17 protein-coding genes are annotated in these 18,011 nt (G+C 65.9%); 13 read left to right on the top strand and 4 right to left on the bottom strand.

Annotated elements, in window-relative coordinates; all coding sequences use genetic code 11:
* Positions 1-115: 115 nt before the first annotated feature.
* From AL3_RS03770 to AL3_RS03760, 3 genes are all read left to right on the top strand, one after another.
* Positions 116-1,336 carry a mechanosensitive ion channel family protein gene (locus AL3_RS03770; protein ID WP_066296754.1) on the top strand — a complete coding sequence of 407 codons (1,221 nt, stop codon included), beginning with the start codon at positions 116-118 and terminating at the stop codon, positions 1,334-1,336.
* A 94-nt stretch (positions 1,337-1,430) separates the two neighbouring features.
* Positions 1,431-1,742 (top strand): PRC-barrel domain-containing protein, encoded by a 312-nt coding sequence (locus AL3_RS03765; RefSeq protein ID WP_066296753.1) that lies wholly within the window; start codon positions 1,431-1,433, stop codon positions 1,740-1,742.
* Positions 1,743-1,820: 78 nt separating this feature from the next.
* Positions 1,821-2,885, top strand: coding sequence for a YihY/virulence factor BrkB family protein (locus tag AL3_RS03760; RefSeq protein ID WP_066296752.1), 1,065 nt, complete (start codon positions 1,821-1,823; stop codon positions 2,883-2,885).
* Between the two features lie 92 nt (positions 2,886-2,977).
* On the opposite strand, the gene AL3_RS03755 is transcribed toward AL3_RS03760, so the two are convergent.
* Positions 2,978-3,931 carry a DUF368 domain-containing protein gene (locus tag AL3_RS03755; protein WP_083521401.1) on the bottom strand — a complete coding sequence of 318 codons (954 nt, stop codon included), beginning with the start codon at positions 3,929-3,931 and terminating at the stop codon, positions 2,978-2,980.
* A 13-nt stretch (positions 3,932-3,944) separates the two neighbouring features.
* The gene (locus AL3_RS03750) at positions 3,945-4,982 is read right to left on the bottom strand and encodes an NAD-dependent epimerase/dehydratase family protein (RefSeq protein ID WP_066296744.1); all 1,038 of its coding nucleotides are present in this window, start codon (positions 4,980-4,982) and stop codon (positions 3,945-3,947) included.
* A gap of 144 nt (positions 4,983-5,126) precedes the next feature.
* Between AL3_RS03750 and AL3_RS03745 the strand changes: the two genes are divergently transcribed.
* The 5 genes from AL3_RS03745 (at position 5,127) to AL3_RS03725 (ending at position 10,462) form a co-directional block, all read left to right on the top strand.
* Positions 5,127-6,191 carry a glutathione S-transferase family protein gene (locus AL3_RS03745; RefSeq protein ID WP_066297116.1) on the top strand — a complete coding sequence of 355 codons (1,065 nt, stop codon included), beginning with the start codon at positions 5,127-5,129 and terminating at the stop codon, positions 6,189-6,191.
* A gap of 253 nt (positions 6,192-6,444) precedes the next feature.
* Positions 6,445-7,434 carry a FecCD family ABC transporter permease gene (locus AL3_RS03740; protein WP_246168464.1) on the top strand — a complete coding sequence of 330 codons (990 nt, stop codon included), beginning with the start codon at positions 6,445-6,447 and terminating at the stop codon, positions 7,432-7,434.
* Positions 7,435-7,484: 50 nt separating this feature from the next.
* Positions 7,485-8,495: a FecCD family ABC transporter permease gene (locus tag AL3_RS03735; RefSeq protein ID WP_370664983.1), complete on the top strand. Its 1,011-nt coding sequence runs from the start codon at positions 7,485-7,487 to the stop codon at positions 8,493-8,495.
* 3 nt (positions 8,496-8,498) lie between these two features.
* Positions 8,499-9,386 (top strand): ABC transporter ATP-binding protein, encoded by an 888-nt coding sequence (locus tag AL3_RS03730; protein WP_066296741.1) that lies wholly within the window; start codon positions 8,499-8,501, stop codon positions 9,384-9,386.
* The gene (locus AL3_RS03725) at positions 9,383-10,462 is read left to right on the top strand and encodes a siderophore-interacting protein (protein ID WP_066296740.1); all 1,080 of its coding nucleotides are present in this window, start codon (positions 9,383-9,385) and stop codon (positions 10,460-10,462) included. The genes AL3_RS03730 and AL3_RS03725 overlap by 4 nt, the downstream gene beginning before the upstream one ends.
* A 61-nt stretch (positions 10,463-10,523) precedes the next feature.
* Here AL3_RS03725 and AL3_RS03720 read toward each other — a convergent pair whose 3' ends face one another.
* Positions 10,524-10,937 (bottom strand): winged helix-turn-helix transcriptional regulator, encoded by a 414-nt coding sequence (locus AL3_RS03720; RefSeq protein ID WP_083521399.1) that lies wholly within the window; start codon positions 10,935-10,937, stop codon positions 10,524-10,526.
* 126 nt (positions 10,938-11,063) lie between these two features.
* On the opposite strand from AL3_RS03720, the gene AL3_RS03715 reads away from it, so the two are divergent.
* The 3 genes from AL3_RS03715 (at position 11,064) to AL3_RS17955 (ending at position 14,161) form a co-directional block, all read left to right on the top strand.
* Complete coding sequence (locus AL3_RS03715; protein ID WP_066296738.1) at positions 11,064-12,095, top strand: NADP-dependent oxidoreductase; 1,032 nt, start codon at positions 11,064-11,066, stop codon at positions 12,093-12,095.
* Entirely contained in the window at positions 12,085-12,954 is an 870-nt protein-coding gene (locus tag AL3_RS03710) for an alpha/beta fold hydrolase (protein ID WP_306303021.1), read from the top strand. The genes AL3_RS03715 and AL3_RS03710 overlap by 11 nt, the downstream gene beginning before the upstream one ends.
* A gap of 295 nt (positions 12,955-13,249) precedes the next feature.
* Complete coding sequence (locus AL3_RS17955; RefSeq protein ID WP_083521398.1) at positions 13,250-14,161, top strand: M23 family metallopeptidase; 912 nt, start codon at positions 13,250-13,252, stop codon at positions 14,159-14,161.
* Between the two features lie 105 nt (positions 14,162-14,266).
* On the opposite strand, the gene AL3_RS03700 is transcribed toward AL3_RS17955, so the two are convergent.
* Complete coding sequence (locus AL3_RS03700; protein WP_066296732.1) at positions 14,267-15,256, bottom strand: diacylglycerol/lipid kinase family protein; 990 nt, start codon at positions 15,254-15,256, stop codon at positions 14,267-14,269.
* 97 nt (positions 15,257-15,353) lie between these two features.
* On the opposite strand from AL3_RS03700, the gene AL3_RS03695 reads away from it, so the two are divergent.
* Positions 15,354-16,127, top strand: a complete 774-nt coding sequence (locus AL3_RS03695) for an SGNH/GDSL hydrolase family protein (protein WP_066297106.1) — start codon at positions 15,354-15,356, stop codon at positions 16,125-16,127.
* Between the two features lie 239 nt (positions 16,128-16,366).
* Positions 16,367-17,971 (top strand): MFS transporter, encoded by a 1,605-nt coding sequence (locus AL3_RS03690; RefSeq protein WP_066296729.1) that lies wholly within the window; start codon positions 16,367-16,369, stop codon positions 17,969-17,971.
* Positions 17,972-18,011 lie beyond the last annotated feature (40 nt).

Raw genomic sequence — 18,011 nt, 5'->3', positions numbered from 1 at the left:
CTCAGAATGCCCCTTCAGCTTCGGCTGAAGGGGCATTCTCCGTGTCTGCCCCGCATAACGGACGCAAATCACATAATTGGACAGGCCCCCCGGTGGGTTTGCAATCATCAGCAGGATGCAGGAATTCCTCGATGCCATCGACCCGCTCAAACCCCTGATCGCTGTTGCGGCGGCCGTCGCGGCAGCCCTCATCGCAGCGCGGATTGTCCGCGGATCCGTCACACGCATCTTCCGGAAGGTGCCGCGGATCCGGGAGGTGACGGCGCTGGGCCGGAACCCGCTGCGCCTGGTCCTGGCCCTGATCGGAACCCGAATCGCGCTCGGTACCACTGCCCGCTCCGAGGCCTGGTTTGGGGCGGTTGACTACGTCCTGGTGATCGGCTTGATCGCAGCGATCGGCTGGCTCGCCGTCGTCGGCCTGCTGATCGTCGAGGCCGTGGTGCTGACGAAGTACGACACCGATACCAAGGACAACCGGCGGCTGCGCCGGCTCAAGACACAGATCATCCTGGGCCGCCGCGTCGCCGTGGCCCTGGTCGTCACCGTGGCCGTGGCGTGCGTGCTGCTGACCATCGACGAAGTCAGGGCCCTGGGCGCCGGTCTCCTTGCCTCGGCCGGCCTGCTTTCCATCGTCGCCGGCCTGGCCGTCCAGAGCACCTTGGGCAACGTTTTCGCAGGCCTGCAGCTGGCCTTCACCGATGCGATCCGTGTGGACGACGTAGTGGTGGTCGAAGGCCAATGGGGCAAAATCGAGGAAATCACCATGACCTACGTGGTGGTCCACATCTGGGATGACCGCCGGATGATCCTGCCCTCCACCTACTTCACGTCAACGCCGTTCGAGAACTGGACCCGGAAGCACTCCGACATCCTGGGCACCGTGGAACTCGACCTGGACTGGGAGGCACCGGTTGCTGAACTGCGGGTTGAACTAAAGCGGATCCTTGCCGATACGGATCTCTGGGACGGGCGGACCAGCGTCCTGCAGGTGACCGACGCCATCCAGGGCCTGATCCGGATCCGTGTCCTGGTCTCCGCTCCGGACAGCGGAACCCTTTTCGACCTGCGCTGCCTGGTGAGGGAATCGATGGTCTCCTTCCTGCAGGAGAACCACCCAACCGCCCTTCCGCGGCAGCGCATCGAACAGCTGCGCGCCCCCCTCGCTGAAACTCCGCGGCGCCGCACGGAAGCCCCGCACCTGCACGGCGGTGATCCGGAGGACACCCGTACGTCCCAGCTGTTCACCGGGAGCATCGACGCGGTGGAGCGCAACCGCAGTTTCGCCGGTCCCGGAGCGGATGTCTGGGAGGACCGGGACGAGCGGGTCGACCGCTAGGTGTTGACAAGCCGGGGGTGGGGAGGGCTGGAATGATACCCACGGCGCAGCATGCGGTGGACTGCGGAAAACAAACGGATAGGAAACCCGAGCCATGGTTGACCAGTACGTGATCCACGAATTGCAGGGCTGCACAGTCTGGGCCAAGGACGGTGAACGGCTGGGCCTGGTGGGCAACGTCCATCTGGACCGGGCCACCGGAGAACCCGCCTGGATCACGGTGGCGCTGGGCCTGTTCGAAGGCCGGCAGTACTTTGTTCCGCTGGCCGGCGCCCGCCGCGAGGATGACGACCTGTATGTGAACTACTCCCGGAAGGCGATCGAGGACTCCCCGGACATGGACCACGAGGGTGCCCTGACGCCGGACGAGGAAGCGGCGCTGGAGGACTATTACAAAGGCTGGTGAGCGCGGCGGGCCTGCTTGGACCTAAGTCTGCTTAGCAATACGATGGGTATCCCGGATTCAAACAGCCAGGAGGGCCCAATGGCTCAGCAGGACAGTGCCCAGAAGGATGGCGCTTCGCTCGGAACGGCCACGAAGCCGGATTCCCCGACGGAAGTCACCAAACCCAGCTGGATGTACATTTTCCGCAAGACCATCCGCGAGTTCTCCAAGGATCAGTGCACCGATCTGGCTGCCTCGCTGACGTACTACACCGTGCTGGCGCTGTTCCCGGCACTGCTGGCGCTGGTCTCGATCCTCGGCCTGGTGGGCCAGGCGGAGAGCACCACCGACGCGCTGATGGAATACGTCCGGTCCTTCGCACCTGCTGAAGCCGTCACGGTTCTCCAAGGCCCGATCGACCAGCTCACCTCCTCAACCGCTGCCGGTTGGGCACTCTTTGTGGGCCTCGCCGGTGCCCTGTGGTCAGCATCCGGTTACACCGGTGCCTTTGGCCGGGCCATGAACCGGATCTACGAAGTGGAGGAAGGCCGGCCCATCTGGAAGCTGCGTCCGCTCCAGCTGCTGGTCACCCTGATCATGATCCTGCTGGTCGCCTGCCTGCTGATCATGCTGGTGATCAGCGGACCGATTGCGGAGAGCATCGGCAACTGGATCGGCATGGGCGGTGAGGCCCTGATGGTCTGGAACATCGCCAAGTGGCCGGTCATGCTGATCTTCGCCGTCATCCTGATCGCCGTCCTGTACTACGCCACCCCCAACGTGAAGCAGCCCAAATTCCGTTGGATGAGCATGGGCGCCTTCCTGGCTCTGATTGTCATGGCCATCGCCACCGCCGGGTTCGCCTTCTACGTCGGCAACTTCGGCAGCTACAACGCCACCTACGGCGCCATCGGCGGCGTGATCGTGCTGCTGCTGTGGATCTGGCTGGTCAACATCTCGCTGCTGTTCGGTGCTGAGTTCGACGCCGAGGTGGAACGCGGCCGCGAACTGCAGGCCGGCATCCAGGCCGAGCACTCGATCCAGCTTCCGCCGCGGGACACCACACAGATGGACAAGCGGGCTGAGCAGGAAGCTAAGGATGTGGAGCAGGGGCGGGCCTTGCGCCAGCAGCACGCCGGTAAGGACTACGACGACGACTTGTAAGAGATCAGCCAGCGGCCCGGCCACGCAGATGCGTGGCCGGGCCGCTGGTTTTAAGCTTCGTCCGGCTGACCCGGCTGGACTAGGGGGCCGGGCTAAGGGGTGGGTGCGGCTGCCGTGCCTCGAGGCTGGCGGAACCACAGGAGCAGCACCACGCCGGCCCCTGCCAGACACGCGGCCAGGGGCCACATCCAGGCATCGTCTGGAGGGAGCAGGGAGCTGTTTTCCTGCCAGGGCCACAGAGCGCGGAGGGAGCCCAGGATCAACCCGGTCGCTGCCAGCAGGACGGCCCGCCGCCGGACGCGGAGGAGATATCCCAGCAAACGGACAATGGAAGCCAGGCCGATAATGGCTCCCGTGACGAAGAGTGCCAGATAGCCAACGTCCCGGTTACTGACCGCCGCGAGGGTGGGTTCATACATACCAAAGGTCAGCAGCAGGAAAGATCCTGAAAGGCCGGGCAATGCCAGCGCGCACACGGCCACGGCGCCGCTGAGGACCAGGACCCACCACGGCGGATCCTCAATCTGCAGGGCCGGAATCCCCAGCAGCGTAAAGGCTGCCGCGGCAATCAGCAGCACTGCCACCGGGCCGAGGAACCGGCCGGCCGGCGTCGTTGGACCCGCTTCCCGGGCCATGCTGAGGGGAACAAGCAGGCTCGCCGATACCATGCCGAAAAACAATGCACTGGCAATTGTGGCCTGGTTCTCGACAAAGGAATGCAGTGGTCCGGACAAAACGAGCAGGGCGAGGAACATGCCGGCGGCCAGCGGAAGCACCAGGTTCCACTCGACGGGTGCCAGTTTGCGGGCGGCAGCGGCCCGATCCCGTCGAACGGCAAGATGCGCAACACCGCTGATGAAGTGGTTCGCCGAGGCGATCAGTCGGTCGAAGACGCCGAGGACGAGTGCCACGGTGCCGCCGGAAACACCGGGTACGAGTTCCACCAGGCCGATGAGGGCTCCGCGGCCCGCATGGGCAACGCTGGAGCGGACAGTGGGCTGCGCCGGGGGCGGAGGGGACAATTGGGAGGGGGAGAGTGAGGCCATCAAGTCCACGCTACTAGCGGCCGGGCCCCAGCAGCGGCGACGACGGCAGGCCCGCCTGCTCGCTGAGCCCGTCGAGGACGTCCTGGAAGGCGCGGAGTGAAGACCGCTGCGGCTCCCAGCCCAGCACCTCCCGGGCACGCGAGGTGTCCATGAGCGGAGCGCCGGCGGCCATATCAATCCAGCCCGGATCCGTCGCCTGGAGCCGTGCCGCCCAGGTGAGCGCTACGACGGCCCGGATCAGGCCAACGGGAACGTTCAGGATTCTGCGGGCACCCAGCAATCCGGCCAGCAGTTCGGGGGTGATCACCGGATCAGCGGCAATGTTGTAGGCGCCCTCGGCCCGCTGGTCTATCACCCGCCAGTAGGCGTCGGCCATGTCATCGGCGTGGACCACCTGGAACGAAAACTCGGCGGGCAGCGGAATCAGCGGCAGGCTCAGTCGGTTCAGGATGAACCTGGGCACCAGCGGACCCAGGAAGTACCGCCCGATCTCGCTGCCGGCGTCGGACTGGAAAATCAGCCCCGGACGCAGCCTGGCCACGGGAATCTCCGGGTAACGCCGTTCGAAGTCGTCCAGCAATTCCTCCTGCTCGCCCTTGTGCCGGCTGTAGTGGGACGTGGCGATACCGCGCGCCGGCCAGGATTCGTCCGTCAGGGAATCCTTGGGCGCGGGGGAGTAGGCGCCCACCGAGGACGCGCACACCACCTGGCGCACACCGGCCTCGGCGGCAGCAGAGAGCATGTTTTCGGTTCCGTGCACGTTGATCCGGTGCAGTTCGGCCTCGTCGCGGTTTGGCTGGATAGCCCAGACCAGGTGGACCACCGCATCAACGCCGTCGAGCACCTCCGCCAGCTCGTCCCGGCCGGTCTTGGACGCGACGTCGATGCTGTGCCACTGGACACCCTCGTAGGGGCCGGTTGGCTGGGCCGGAATCCGGCGGGCGACGCCGATGATCTCCAGGCCGTCCGGGCGTTCGGCCCGGGCGGCCTGAAGCCGGCGAAGGACGGCGGTCCCCACATTTCCTGTGGCTCCGATGACGGCTACACGCATCACAATGTCCCTTCAGTAACGAGAAAAACCAGCACCTCGCAGGCGGCGCTGCTGGTCCACGACTCTACAGCGGGAGCAGCACCCCCGGGCAAGGGCGTTACCGTGGAAGGAGACGGAACAATTCGGCTGATGGATGGAGCGGATATGACAGGCACATCAAAGCAGGAAACGGACACCGGGGCAGCCAGCGGGGACTACAGCACCCGCGGCTCCTACGTATCCGGCGGGCAGGAATACACCCGGGACACCAACTACATCGAAACGCGCATCACCCGCGACGCACGTGACGGCTACCCGGTGGAGCCGGGCCGGTACCGGCTGATCGCCGCCCGCGCCTGCCCCTGGGCCAACCGCACCATCATCGTCCGGCGCCTGCTGGGTCTCGAGGATGCCATCTCCCTTGGAATGCCCGGCCCCACCCACGATTCGCGCAGCTGGACCTTTGACCTTGACCCGGACGGAAAGGACCCGGTGCTCGGCATCGAACGCCTGCAGGAAGCATTCTTCCGCCGCGTGCCCGGCTACACGCGCGGGATCACCGTCCCGGCGGTCGTGGATATCCCCTCCGGTGCCGTGGTGACGAACAACTTCCCGCAGATCACCGAGGATTTCTCCACTGAGTGGACCGAATTCCACCGCGAGGGCGCCCCCAACCTGCTCCCGGCTGAGCATCTGGAGGAGATGCGCGAGGTCAACAAACGCATCTTCACCGAAGTGAACAACGGCGTCTACCGCTGCGGCTTCGCCGGATCGCAGGAAGCCTACGACGCCGCGTACGAACGGCTCTGGACGGCCATGGACTGGCTGGAGGACCGGCTCTCCAAACAGCGCTACCTGATCGGTGACACCATCACCGAAGCCGACGTCCGGCTGTTCACCACCCTGGTCCGCTTCGACGCCGTCTACCACGGCCACTTCAAGTGCAACCGGAACAAGCTCACCGAGATGCCCGCCCTCTGGGGGTACGCCCGGGACCTCTTCCAGAAACCCGGTTTCGGGGACACCGTGGACTTTGTGCAGATCAAGCAGCACTACTACATCGTGCACGAGGACCTGAACCCCACACAGATCGTCCCCGACGGACCGGACACCTCCGGGTGGCTGACCCCGCACGGCCGGGAAGCCCTCGGCGGACGTCCCTTCGGCGACGGGACCCCTCCCGGCCCGGTCCGCCCGGGCGAGGAAGTCACCCCGGGGCACGGAGCCTAGGTCCCAGCCAGCCAGCCAGCCGGTCCGGCAGCACCAGCGCCGGACCGGCGGTCCCGTAACACCGATGGTGGACGGTCTGAAGGCGGGACAGTCTAATACGGCATGGAACTGTTTCTTAATTTGACTCGCCGTAGGTTAGCCTTACTTAAGTTCAATTCCGCTGGCTTCAGGAGGTGCTGCCGTGACCTCAACGGCCGTTAATCACACCCCTGTTTCCGGCGTCCACGCGCCTCACGGCAAGCGTTCGCGCAAACTGCCGCCCGTCTGGCTGTTGATCGCCGGAGTGCTGGCCCTGGCCTTGGCTGCCTTCGCCTCCGTAGCGCTCGGGGCCCGGCCGCTGTCCCTGGAAACCGTGCTGCAGGCACTCACCAGCCCGGACCCTGCCAACGGCGACCACGCGGTGGTACTGAGCCGGGTTCCGCGTACCGTCGCGGCCCTGCTTATCGGCGCAGCGCTCGGCCTGGCAGGAACCGCGCTGCAGGGTATGACCCGCAACCCGCTGGCAGACCCGGGGATCATGGGTCTCAACGCGGGAGCGGCCTTCGCCGTCGTCACCGCCATCTACGTCTTCGGAATCACCTCCTTCACCGGCTACGTCTGGTTTGCCCTGGCCGGCACCGCGGTGGCCGCACTGATTGTCTATTCCGTGGCGTCGCTGGGCAGGGAGGGTGCCACTCCGGTCAAGCTGGCGCTGGCCGGTGCCGGACTAACCGCCGGGCTGACCTCACTGCTCTCCGCCATCCTGGTCAGCAGCCGGCAGACGCTGGATACCTTCCGCTTCTGGCAGGTCGGCACCGTCTCCGGCCGCGGCTGGGACGTCCTCCTTCCCCTGATTCCCTTCCTCGCCGTGGGCGCAGCGATCCTCCTGGCATCGGGCCGGCTGCTGAACGGCCTGAGCCTGGGCGACGACGTCGCCCGCGGGCTGGGGCAGAACGTCAACCTCTCCCGCGGCATCATGGCGGTCGGCGTGGTGCTGCTCTGCGGTGCCGCGACGGCTGCCGCAGGGCCCATCGCGTTCCTCGGCCTGGTCATCCCGCACCTGGTGCGCGGACTGACCGGCCCCGACTACCGCTGGATCCTGGTGCTTTCCGCCGTGCTCGCACCCGTGCTGCTGCTGGTGTCCGACGTCGTCGGCCGGCTGATCCTGCCCCCGGGCGAGGTGCCGGTCGGCATCATGACCGCCGTAATCGGCGCGCCCGTCTTCATCGCCATCATCCGCCGGCGGAAGCTGGCAGAACTGTGAGCGCCGCTCCCGTGCTGCGCCAGGACCGTACCACCGGCTCAGCCGCCCTCATCCGTGATGTCAGGCGCCGCAGCGGCCGCCGCCGCAGGGCGGTGCTGGCCTCCCTGGCCGCCGCCGTCGTGGTCCTCTTTTTCGTCTACGTCCTGCTGGGGAACTACACCGTCACCATCCCCGACTTTTTCCGGATCCTGGGCGGGGAAAAGATCCCCGGCGCCAGCTTCATCGTGATGGAGAGCAAGCTGCCGCGCGCCGTGACGGCCGTCCTGATCGGTATCGCGTTCGGTGTCTCGGGGCATCTTTTCCAGACCATGCTGCGGAACCCGCTGGCCAGCCCGGACATCATCGGCATCAGCTATGGTGCGAGCGCCGCAGCCGTGGCCGCCATGGTTGTCTTCGGTGCCACCGGGGGAGCGGTCTCCGCCGCGGCGCTGCTGGGAGCCACCGCCGTCGCCGTCGCCCTCTTCCTGCTCAGCCGCAAGGGCGGTGCGGCCGGAGCCCGGCTGGTCCTGATCGGCGTCGGGTTCGCCGCTGTACTGCAGGCCGTGGTCAATTTCCTGCTCACCCGCACCGATGTGCGGACAGCCGCCGATTCGCTGGTCTGGCTCACCGGTTCCCTGAACTCCGCCTCCTGGGAACGCGCCGGGATTGTGGCCGCGGCGCTGGTGGTCCTGCTGCCCGCCGCGGTGCTGCTGGGCCGCCGGCTCCGGGTTCTCGAGCTGGGGGACGACTTCGCCGCCGGGCTCGGGCTGCCCGTGGAAGCTACCCGCGCCGGCCTGCTCTTCACCGGCGTCGGCCTCGCTGCGGTGGCTACCGCCGCTGCCGGACCGGTGGCCTTCGTAGCCTTCCTCGCCGGGCCGATTTCCCGCCGGCTGCTGGGCGGGCGGGCTTCGCTGCCGGCCGCCGGCCTGACCGGCGCTGTCATCCTGCTCGCGGCCGACTTCGTAGGCCACAACCTGGTGCCCGGCACCTCCCTGCCGGTGGGGGTCGTCACCGGTGCGCTGGGCGCACCCTTCCTGCTGTGGCTGCTGGTCAGCTCCAACCGTGTTGGCCGAGGAGGCTAAAGCATGCAGAACAAACTGGGAGCACAGGACCTGGTCCTGTCCTATGAAGACCGGAAGGTGGTCGACGGGCTCAGCGTCGAGCTGCCTCCCGGGCGGATCACCGTCATCGTCGGCGCCAACGCCTGCGGTAAATCCACCCTGCTCCGCGGCCTGGCCCGCCTGCTCAAGCCGGCCGCCGGCGTCGTGCAGCTGAACGGCCGGGACATCAACGCGCTGCCCAGCCGCGAGGTGGCCCGCACGCTCGGCCTGCTCCCGCAGACTCCCAACGCGCCGGACGGTATTACGGTCGCCGATCTGGTGGGCCGTGGACGCTACCCGCACCAGGGCTGGTTCCGGCAGTGGAACAGCCGCGATGATGAAGCCGTGGCAGCCGCTTTGGAAGCCACCGGCACGCTGGAGCTCGCGGGGCGTGACGTCGATGAGCTCTCCGGCGGGCAGCGCCAGCGGGTCTGGATCGCCATGGCGCTGGCCCAGGAAACGGACATCCTGCTGCTGGATGAACCCACTACCTTCCTGGACGTCACCCACCAGGTGGAGGTCCTTGACCTGCTGACTGACCTCAACCGGCGGTCCGGAACCACCGTGGTGATTGTGCTGCACGACCTGAACCTGGCAGCCCGCTACGCCGACCACCTGATCGCGATGAAAGCCGGCGCGATCGCCGCGCAGGGGGATCCCGCAACGATCGTCACCGCGGCACTGGTCCGCGACGTTTTTGGCCTGGATGCCTCGGTGATCCCGGATCCGGTCTCCGGGACACCCATGGTGGTTCCGGTTGGCCGGCACCACTCCCGCAGACACCGCGAACCGGTGCCGCCGGCCACCGGCTACCTGCCCAACCCGCACGACACACGCACGGACAACCGCAATCCTCTGGAGGCAGCTTCATGACCGGCACACGCACCCGCACCTCAGCAGCTGCAGTAAAACCCCGCCGCCAGGGTGCCAACGCCGCGGTGACCGCCTTCGATGTCGAAGTCCGTTCCGTCCGCCGGCTCAGCGCCAACTTCCAGCGGATCACGTTTGGCGGAGAGTGCCTGCGCAGCTTCGGTGTGCAGGGACCAGCTGATGACCTGCGGATCAAGGTCGTCATCCCGCCGACCGCCGAGGATGGCACCCGGCAGGCGCTCCCCGAACTTAACTGCGACGACGCCGGCTGGTACCAGAACTGGCTCGCCATGGATGCGCAGCAGCGCGGCTCCATGCGGACCTACACCGTCCGCGCCTCACGCTGCACGGCCCCACAGCCGGAAATCGACGTCGACTTTGTCCTTCACTTCGATGCGGACGGTGTGGGCGGACCTGCGTCCCAGTGGGCTGCCGAGGCGCAGCCGGGCGATAGGGTCACCGTCATCGGCCCCAATGCGGTGCACTGCGTCACGGCGGAATCCTACGGCGGCATCGAGTGGCGGCCCGGGCTGGCCCAGCACGTGCTGCTGGCAGGCGACGAAACCGCCGTGCCTGCGGTCGCGTCCATCCTGGAGAACCTGCCGGCAGGCATCACCGGCTCCGCGCTGCTGGAAATCCCGGACGAGGCCGACGCCCAGCCGATCAGCACCGCCTCCAGCGTCACCGTCACCTGGCTGCCGCGCGGAAGCCGTCCCCACGGAGAGCTCCTGGAGGCCGCTGTCCGGGAAGCCGTTGCTGTCCCGGGCTACGCGAGCCTCGGCACCGCCGACGGTGTTCCGCCGGCGACCGTAGCCCCCGGCCGCGGCCAGGAGCCCGAAGAAGTGGACATCGATTCGGCGATCCTGTGGGAAACCCCGGCCCGCCTGACCCCGGAGGTCGTGGAGAACTCACCGAGCCCGAACACCCCGGCCGGCGCCCTGCCGTTCTACGCGTGGATTGCCGGTGAGGCCGCAGTGGTCCGCGGGCTGCGGCGCTACCTGGTCCGTGACGCCGGGATTGACCGCAAGCAGGTCGCCTTCATGGGTTATTGGCGCCACGGCCGCGCAGAACTGTCCTGACGGCTATTTCCTTTCCAGCCCTTCCTGACGTGTGCCTGGGCAGGCCACCGTCCGGTTCCCTTTAGCCGCCCAGATGCCGCCGGCGAAGCTCTCCGATTTCCGACTCCAGGCCGCCGGCACCCGACGGGTGCACAAACTCCGGTGCATTCCGGGCTGTCGCGGGGTCCAGGAGAACCCCGAGCCGCGCCAACTCCACCATCAGCGGGATCGTCTGCAGGCCCAACTCGGTCAACGAGTACTGGCCCTGCTTCCCGGGTGAGGTATCGGCCTTAGTAAGGAAACCGGCCCTCGTCAGGTCGGCAAGCCGCCTCGATAATACCGGGGCGCTGATCCCTTCTTCATTCGCGGTGCACAGCTCACGGAAGCTTCGCCGATCGTAGGCCGCGATATCCCGCAGGATCACCAGGCTCCATTGGTCACCGATCATCTCAAGGGCACGGTTGACCGGGCAGTCGGACCGAGGCGACGTGATCATGTGGCCCCCTTCTAAGTGGTTGCATTTCGTTACTGGATTCTATACGGTCAAACCGGTAACACAATGCAACCACCAAGGTAGCCGCCGATCAGAGTCATCCAGGTCCGCGGAATGACAGGAGCAGGAATGAAGGCGTTTGTCCTCCAGAAATACGGAGCACCCATTACCCAGGTGAGCATGCCTGAACCGGTGCTGGGGGACCACGAGGTACTGGTGCGGATGCGCGCCGCGGGCATTAATCACGGTGATGAGCGGCTCCGCTCTGGTGAATTTAGACAGATCTTCCCGTTCAAGCTGCCCATGGTCCTAGGCAGCGAGTTTGCCGGGGAAGTTGTGGCTCTTGGCTCGAAAGCCTCCAAATTCACACCCGGCATGCAGGTATTCGCCTATCCGGATCAGGCCCGCATGGGAGCCTTTGCAGAATTCGTCGCCGTACAGGAGGACGATCTGGCCCTGATTCCGCAATCCACGGACGTGGTGGAAGCAGCAGCACTGCCGGTGGTCGCTCTGACGGCTTGGCAAGGCCTGGTAGAGATGGGCAAGCTGCAGTCTGGGCAGAACGTTCTTATCCACGGAGGCTCCGGCGGAGTCGGATCGGTGGCGATCCAGCTGGCAAAGCATCTGGGAGCTGTTGTTGCCACTACCGTCAACAGCGCCAACGCAGAGTTCGTGCGGGAACTTGGTGCAGACATCGTCATCGACTACCGCACCGAAGACTTCACTGAGAAGCTGTCGAACATTGACCTCGTGCTGGATACGCAGGGCGGCGAAACCTTGAAGCGGTCGCTCTGCGTCCTCCGCCCTGGAGGTACCGTCATCGGCATTACCGGGCCTCCGGATCCCGCCTTCGCAACCCAGGCCGGAGCCAACCCGCTGGTGAAGCTGGCAATCCGGGGTTTGAGTGCCGCCACCCGCCGGCGGGCCCGCCGGCTCGGCGTCACCTACCGTTTCCTGTTCATCCGGCCCAACGGTGAGAACCTGCGCAAGATCGCCGAGCTTGTCGACAGCGGCGTTATCCGGCCGGTCGTGGACCGGGTTCTGCCTTTCGAACAAACCCCGCAGGCTTTCGAATCGCTCCTGTCACACGGTGCACGTGGCAAGGTACTGGTCAGTGTGAACCCCAGCGATGTCACGGCGGGCAGAAACCATGATGCCTAATACCCGCAGCCAGCCAGTGGCCTCGACCTGGAGCGAAGCGCCGACCCTGCGCGTTGAGGCGGGAGGGGAGATGCTGGCTTACCGCGAATTGGGATCACCCGGTGGCCCGCCTGTGCTGATGCTGGCCCATTTGGGGGCAACCTTGGACGAATGGGATCCACGGGTCATCGATGCTCTGGCCCGGAAACACCATGTCGTTGCCGTGGATCTGCCCGGCGTTGGAGCCTCTACTGGAAGCGTCCGCGGGACGATCAAGGCTATGGCAGACGCCGCGGTCGGGTTCATGGAGGCGATGGGTTTCACGAGCGTGGATATCGCAGGATTTTCCATGGGCGGCTTCATCGCACAGCAGATTGCGTTGGATCGGCCAGACCTGGTGCGGCGTCTGGTGCTGGCCGGAACCGGCCCCGCTGGTGGCCACGGCATTAACAGGACCACAGGCCCGGCCTATGTGTACTGGGACATGGTCCGCGGTGCACTGGCCCGGACCGACGCCAAGGAGTTCCTGTTCTTCAACCGCGGCGCTGAAGGCAAGACCGCGGCCAAGGCCTACCTGGGACGTCTCCGCGAACGGATCATGGACCGCGATACTCCCATCACGGTCCGTGCCTTCCGAACACAACTGAAAGCCATCCAGGCATGGGGCCGGGCAGAGCCCCAAAACCTCTCGCTCATCACCGCACCCACGTTGATTGCGAACGGCGACAACGACCGGATGGTGCCCTCGGACCTGTCCGCCGGCCTTAACCGCCGCATCCCCAACAGCAGACTCACGATCTACCCGAATTCCGGTCACGGTGGAGTGTTCCAGCACCACGAACAATTCAGCAGCATCGTCCTGGAACATCTGGGGGCGTAGTAGGAGGCACTCCCCAGTACGCGGGCGGGGGGAGAGCGGTGTGTTCCCACCCACCCGACCCCTGTGTTCCCACCCACCCGACCCCTGTGTTCCCACCCACCCGACCCCTGTGTTCCCACCCACCCGACGCTCTGTGTTCCCACCCACCCAGCCCTGTTTCCTTCCACACAAACCACTCCACTGTCAACACGGCGTCGCCTAGCCTTGAAGTATCACTAGGAATTATCTGATTCCGCGCACCCTCCAGAGGCAAAGCAGTACCGACCGAACTTTTGTCTATTCAGTGGAGTGATGAATGACCGTAAACGTCAACGAGACCGTCAGGAACCTCGCTGACTCTGTCCGCCGGTACATGACTGACACCGCGGCCCGGTATCGGGCAGATGAGCAAACTGAGCAAACCAAGAACATCAAGAACAAGGCCGGAAACACGGCCGGACACCAGACTTTTGATGCACAGGACCGGACTCGGGGGAAGCATTCCGGTCCCCGATGGGACAGCCGCAGCACCGAATTCTCCCGGCGGCTGGAGGAACTCCGGAGCCGGGCCGCAACGCTGGGTACACCTGCCCGCAAAACAGCTGCGCTCGGTGCCGGGGCCTCCCTGGTGCTGTCCGGGATGGTCTTTGGCGTCGCGGAAGCGGCACCCCGGACCCTGGCCGACCGCCAGCTGCTGGATGCCCAGCCCTTCGCAGCGTCCCCGGGGCAGGAAGATCCAGTGGTGGAAACTGCGGCTGCCGAGCCCCCTGCCGCAGAAGCGCCCGCCGACCCGGCGGCCGTAGACGGCGTCGGTTCCACCGCGCCCGCCGTGGAGGCGGGGCCGGTGACCCCCGTGGACAACGTTTATGTGACCTCGCCGTTCGGCTGGCGGATCAACCCGATGACCGGCAGCGGCCAGGAATGGCACACCGGGACGGACTTCCGCGGTGCCACCGGCACCCATGTGAAGTCCACCCTGGGTGGCACTGTCACCGAGGCAGGCTGGCATACCAACGGCGGCGGCGGACTGCGCATCGTGGTTGACCACGGTAACGGCACCAAGTCCACCTACAACCACCTCAACGACATCTGGGTGGAGCCGGGCCAGTGGGTCGACGGCGGCCAGGTGATCGGCGCTGTGGGCAGCACCGGCAACTCGACCGGACCACACCTGCACTTTGAAGTGCTGATCAACGGCGAGTACGTGGACCCGATGGAATGGCTCTAGCCTTTCCCCGGCGAGCCACCGTCCGGACCACCCGCTGAACCCGCTGAACCACCCGCCGAACCCGGCTGGCCGGGTGCGCGGTACGCCGCGCACCCGGTGCTGGGGCTACGGCTCCGGGTTCGTCAGGATAGCGGGGTCCTTTTTGCCGTAAGGCATCCGGATCCGCAGCGCCTGCGGGTCCACGCGCATGGAGATGTGGGATGCGGTGCCCAAATGGTCGCCGTCCATCTCGAATTCCTGCGGCACGTCCGCCCAGATTTCGGCGCTCCGGCACTGGAAGTATTCCACTGCGGTGCCGCGGCCCTTGCCGCGGCGCAGCAGTCCTGCGGCGACCGACAGCCAGCCAAGGCCCCCTTTGGGGGCCATTGTCATGATGTCCAGCAGCCCATCGTCGATTTTCGCGCCCGGGAAGACTTCCAGCCCGCCGATGATCTTGCCGCAGTTTCCACCCATAACGCTGCGCAGGCGGCGCTGGAAGGGGGTGCCGCCGTCGATCGAAATCATGGTCTTGACGGGTTTCCCGGGGAGGTTCCGGATGCCTGCATCCACGTAGGCCAGCCACCCGACCCGGTCCTTGAGCGCGGTGTTGGTGTCGCCCATCATCACGGCGTCGTAGCCCAGCCCCGCCATGACCAGGAAGATATCGCTGTCCACGGCCTCGTCCACCTTGACGTGGACCACGTCTATCCGGCGCTCGGTGCCCGTGAGCGCGGTGCGGATCGCGCCGGCCGGGTCATCGACCGGGACGTCCAGGTTGCGCGCCAGCAGGTTGCCGGTGCCGAGGGGGAGCAGCCCCAGCGGGGTGTCCGTGCCGGCGAGTTCGGCGGCCACACACCGGACAGTGCCGTCACCTCCGGCGGCAATAACGACGTCGACCCCCTCCTTGAGTGCCTGCCGCGCCATTCCGTGGCCGGGATCTTCCTTTTCGGTTTCCAGCCACAGAGGTTCCGCCCAGCCCTCTTCGCGGCAGACACCTTCCACCAACGCACGGATATCCGTGTCTGTTTTCTTGGTGGGATTGATAACGACGGCGGCGCGGCGGGGAGCCGGAGCGGCGTCTGCTGGGAGGCCCTGAGCCTGTGGCTGGCTGGACATGGTGCCCTTCGCTGGATGGGAGTGTTCCGGCTCTGAGTCTAGACTGCCGCCGGCAGCCGGCGTCTTGGTTTGCTCAGGCAACTTGTAGGCTGTGGAGGTGACTGTGACGCAGCGATATGTAGCACTTGGCGATTCCTTTACCGAAGGCGTGGGGGACTGGGATCCGTCCCGGCCCAACGGTGTCCGGGGGTGGGCGGACCGGGTGGCGGAGCAGCTGAGCCTGGCGGACTCCTCCTGGGAGTACGCCAACCTGGCTATCCGGGGGAAGAAGCTGCGCCAGGTCATTGATGAGCAGATCGAGCCTGCCCTGGCCCTGGAACCTACGCTGGTGAGCATCTACGCCGGTGGAAATGACATCCTGCGGCCAAAAGTGGACATCGATGCGATTGTCCAGGCTTACGAGGGCGCTATTGCCCGGCTGCGGTCCGCAGGTGCTGCCGTGCTGGTGTTCACCGGATTCGACTCCGGGCAGTCTCCGATTTTCGGCAGGACCCGTGGCCGTACCGCCCTCTATAACGAGCTGGTGCGGGAGGCAGCGGATGAACAAGGCGCGGTGCTGGTCGACTATTGGCGGATGAAGGTCCTCCAGGATGAGCGGTACTGGGACGTCGACCGGCTGCACATGTCTCCCGCCGGCCACATCCTCACCGCCAAGAAAGTCCTGGAGGTGCTCCGTGCCACCGATGCGCTGGATGTTCCGGAACTCGACACCCTGCCCGCCCGGGACCGGATCCAGCGGTTGAAGCAGGATGCGCGGTGGGCGCGCGAGTACCTCGGCCCGTGGGTCGGGCGCCGGCTCAGAGGGGTCTCCTCGGGAGACAATCTCAGTGCCCGGTACCCGTCCCCGGTCCGGCTCCAACCGGAGGATTGAGCGGCTCCAGCACCCCCAAAAACCACGTTCCGGCGCCTGTGTGGCTTAATTCACAACTAAGTCACATTTCTCTTGATTTACAGCGAATGACAACACGACGCAATTCACATTAAGCGTCATAAGCACGCTTAGGATTCGGTATTTGAGCCGAAATTTTCTAAAATAGATGGTCTCCCCGGCCCGTTCCTGGGCGATGGATGCTTTGTCCTGAGCAGATGACCTCTAGAGAAAAGGCCAAAATGCAGCAAGAAGCACCTGATTACAGCGCAGCACCGCCCGGCGCACCGGCACCCCGGTCACCGCGCAAGCCCAAGCGCAATCCGTTGCGCAAGCGCCGCCTCGAGGTGGATGACGTCAACGTTGTTGACCATTCGATGATGAAGAAAGCCGTCGGTGGAACCGTCGTCGGCAACACCATGGAATGGTTCGATATCGGCGTCTACGGCTACCTGGCCGTCACCATGGGCGCAGTGTTCCTTTCGGACGCAGATCCTGCGTCGCAGCTGCTCTTCAGCCTGGGTGTCTTTGCAGTCACGTTCATCGCCCGCCCGCTCGGCGGAATGATTTTCGGGCGGATCGGCGACCGCATTGGACGCCAGAAGACCCTGGCCGCCACCCTGATTATGATGGCGGCTTCGACCTTCATCATCGGGCTCCTGCCCGGCTACGCGCAGATCGGCATGGCAGCCCCCGTGCTGCTCATCCTCATGAAGCTCATTCAGGGCTTCTCCACCGGCGGCGAGTACGCCGGTGCCACCACCTTCGTCTCCGAGTATGCGCCGGACAAGCGCCGCGGCTTCCTGGCCAGCATCCTGGACCTTGGCAGCTACATGGGATTTGCCCTCGGTGCCCTGACCGTCTCCATCCTGCAAATGACGCTCAGCGAAGAAACCATGCTGGACTGGGGCTGGCGCATTCCGTTCCTGATCGCGGGCCCGCTGGGTGCCATCGCCATTTACTTCCGGCTCAAGATCGAGGAATCCCCGGCCTTCCAGGCGACGCTCGACGCGCAGGAGGAGACCGCTGCCTCTGCTGCCGCTTCGGGCAGCACCGGTGCAGAAGACAAGGACGCCGTCGCGCAGGGCACCTTCGGGATCTTCCGCGTTTACTGGCGCCCGATTGTGCTGGCCGTGGTCCTGGTGGCTGCCGCCAACACCGTGGGCTATGCGCTGACCTCCTACATGCCGTCCTACCTCACCGACTCGAAGGGGTACGATCCGCTCCACGGCACACTGCTGACTATCCCGGTGCTCGTCATCATGGCGCTGTGCATCCCGCTGACCGGCCTGCTTTCGGACCGGATCGGACGCCGTCCGGTCCTGTGGATGGGTGCCGGCTCCACTGTCGTCCTGGCCATCCCGTCCTTCCTGCTCATCGGAATGGGGCCCATCTGGTCCACGCTGCTGGGCCTGGCACTGCTGGCCATCCCGGTCACCTTCTACGTGGCCAACCTGGCCTCGTCGCTGCCGGCGCTCTTCCCCACGGCCAGCCGCTACGGGGCGATGGGCATTGCCTATAACTTCGCCGTGGCTATCTTCGGCGGCACCGCTCCGCTGATCATGCAGGGCCTGATCACCCTCACCGGTGATGACATGATGCCCGCCTACTACCTGATGGCCACGTCCCTCATCGGTGCGGTCGCCATCGGAATCATGAAGGAATCAGCCAACCGCCCCATGCCCGGCTCCATGCCGAGCGTGGCCACCGAGGAAGAAGCCCGCGAGCTCGTCGCAACCCAGGACGAGAACCCGCTGCTCGACGTCGACTCCCTCCCCTTCGAGACAGCCGGAACCCCCGGAACTGCTCCGGAGGCCGCGCAGGGCGAGCCGGAAGCCGTCCGCTAGGGCAACCCGGACCGCAGCCGGTGCAGGCCCCGCCGCCGGG

The sequence above is a fragment of the Arthrobacter luteolus NBRC 107841 genome (assembly GCF_001552075.1).
GTDB lineage: Bacteria > Actinomycetota > Actinomycetes > Actinomycetales > Micrococcaceae > Arthrobacter_B > Arthrobacter_B luteolus.
Note: the sequence above shows the minus strand (reverse complement) of the source record. Positions and strands in the feature narration are given on the sequence as shown.

Coding starts and splice junctions, on each gene's coding strand:
- AL3_RS17955 (WP_083521398.1), top strand. CDS start 13,250: ATGACCGTAAACGTCAACGAGACCGTCAGGAACCTCGCTGACTCTGTC.
- AL3_RS03720 (WP_083521399.1), bottom strand. CDS start 10,937: ATGATCACGTCGCCTCGGTCCGACTGCCCGGTCAACCGTGCCCTTGAG.
- AL3_RS03710 (WP_306303021.1), top strand. CDS start 12,085: ATGATGCCTAATACCCGCAGCCAGCCAGTGGCCTCGACCTGGAGCGAA.
- AL3_RS03730 (WP_066296741.1), top strand. CDS start 8,499: ATGCAGAACAAACTGGGAGCACAGGACCTGGTCCTGTCCTATGAAGAC.
- AL3_RS03715 (WP_066296738.1), top strand. CDS start 11,064: ATGAAGGCGTTTGTCCTCCAGAAATACGGAGCACCCATTACCCAGGTG.
- AL3_RS03725 (WP_066296740.1), top strand. CDS start 9,383: ATGACCGGCACACGCACCCGCACCTCAGCAGCTGCAGTAAAACCCCGC.
- AL3_RS03750 (WP_066296744.1), bottom strand. CDS start 4,982: ATGCGTGTAGCCGTCATCGGAGCCACAGGAAATGTGGGGACCGCCGTC.
- AL3_RS03770 (WP_066296754.1), top strand. CDS start 116: ATGCAGGAATTCCTCGATGCCATCGACCCGCTCAAACCCCTGATCGCT.
- AL3_RS03760 (WP_066296752.1), top strand. CDS start 1,821: ATGGCTCAGCAGGACAGTGCCCAGAAGGATGGCGCTTCGCTCGGAACG.
- AL3_RS03755 (WP_083521401.1), bottom strand. CDS start 3,931: ATGGCCTCACTCTCCCCCTCCCAATTGTCCCCTCCGCCCCCGGCGCAG.
- AL3_RS03765 (WP_066296753.1), top strand. CDS start 1,431: ATGGTTGACCAGTACGTGATCCACGAATTGCAGGGCTGCACAGTCTGG.
- AL3_RS03690 (WP_066296729.1), top strand. CDS start 16,367: ATGCAGCAAGAAGCACCTGATTACAGCGCAGCACCGCCCGGCGCACCG.
- AL3_RS03700 (WP_066296732.1), bottom strand. CDS start 15,256: ATGTCCAGCCAGCCACAGGCTCAGGGCCTCCCAGCAGACGCCGCTCCG.
- AL3_RS03745 (WP_066297116.1), top strand. CDS start 5,127: ATGACAGGCACATCAAAGCAGGAAACGGACACCGGGGCAGCCAGCGGG.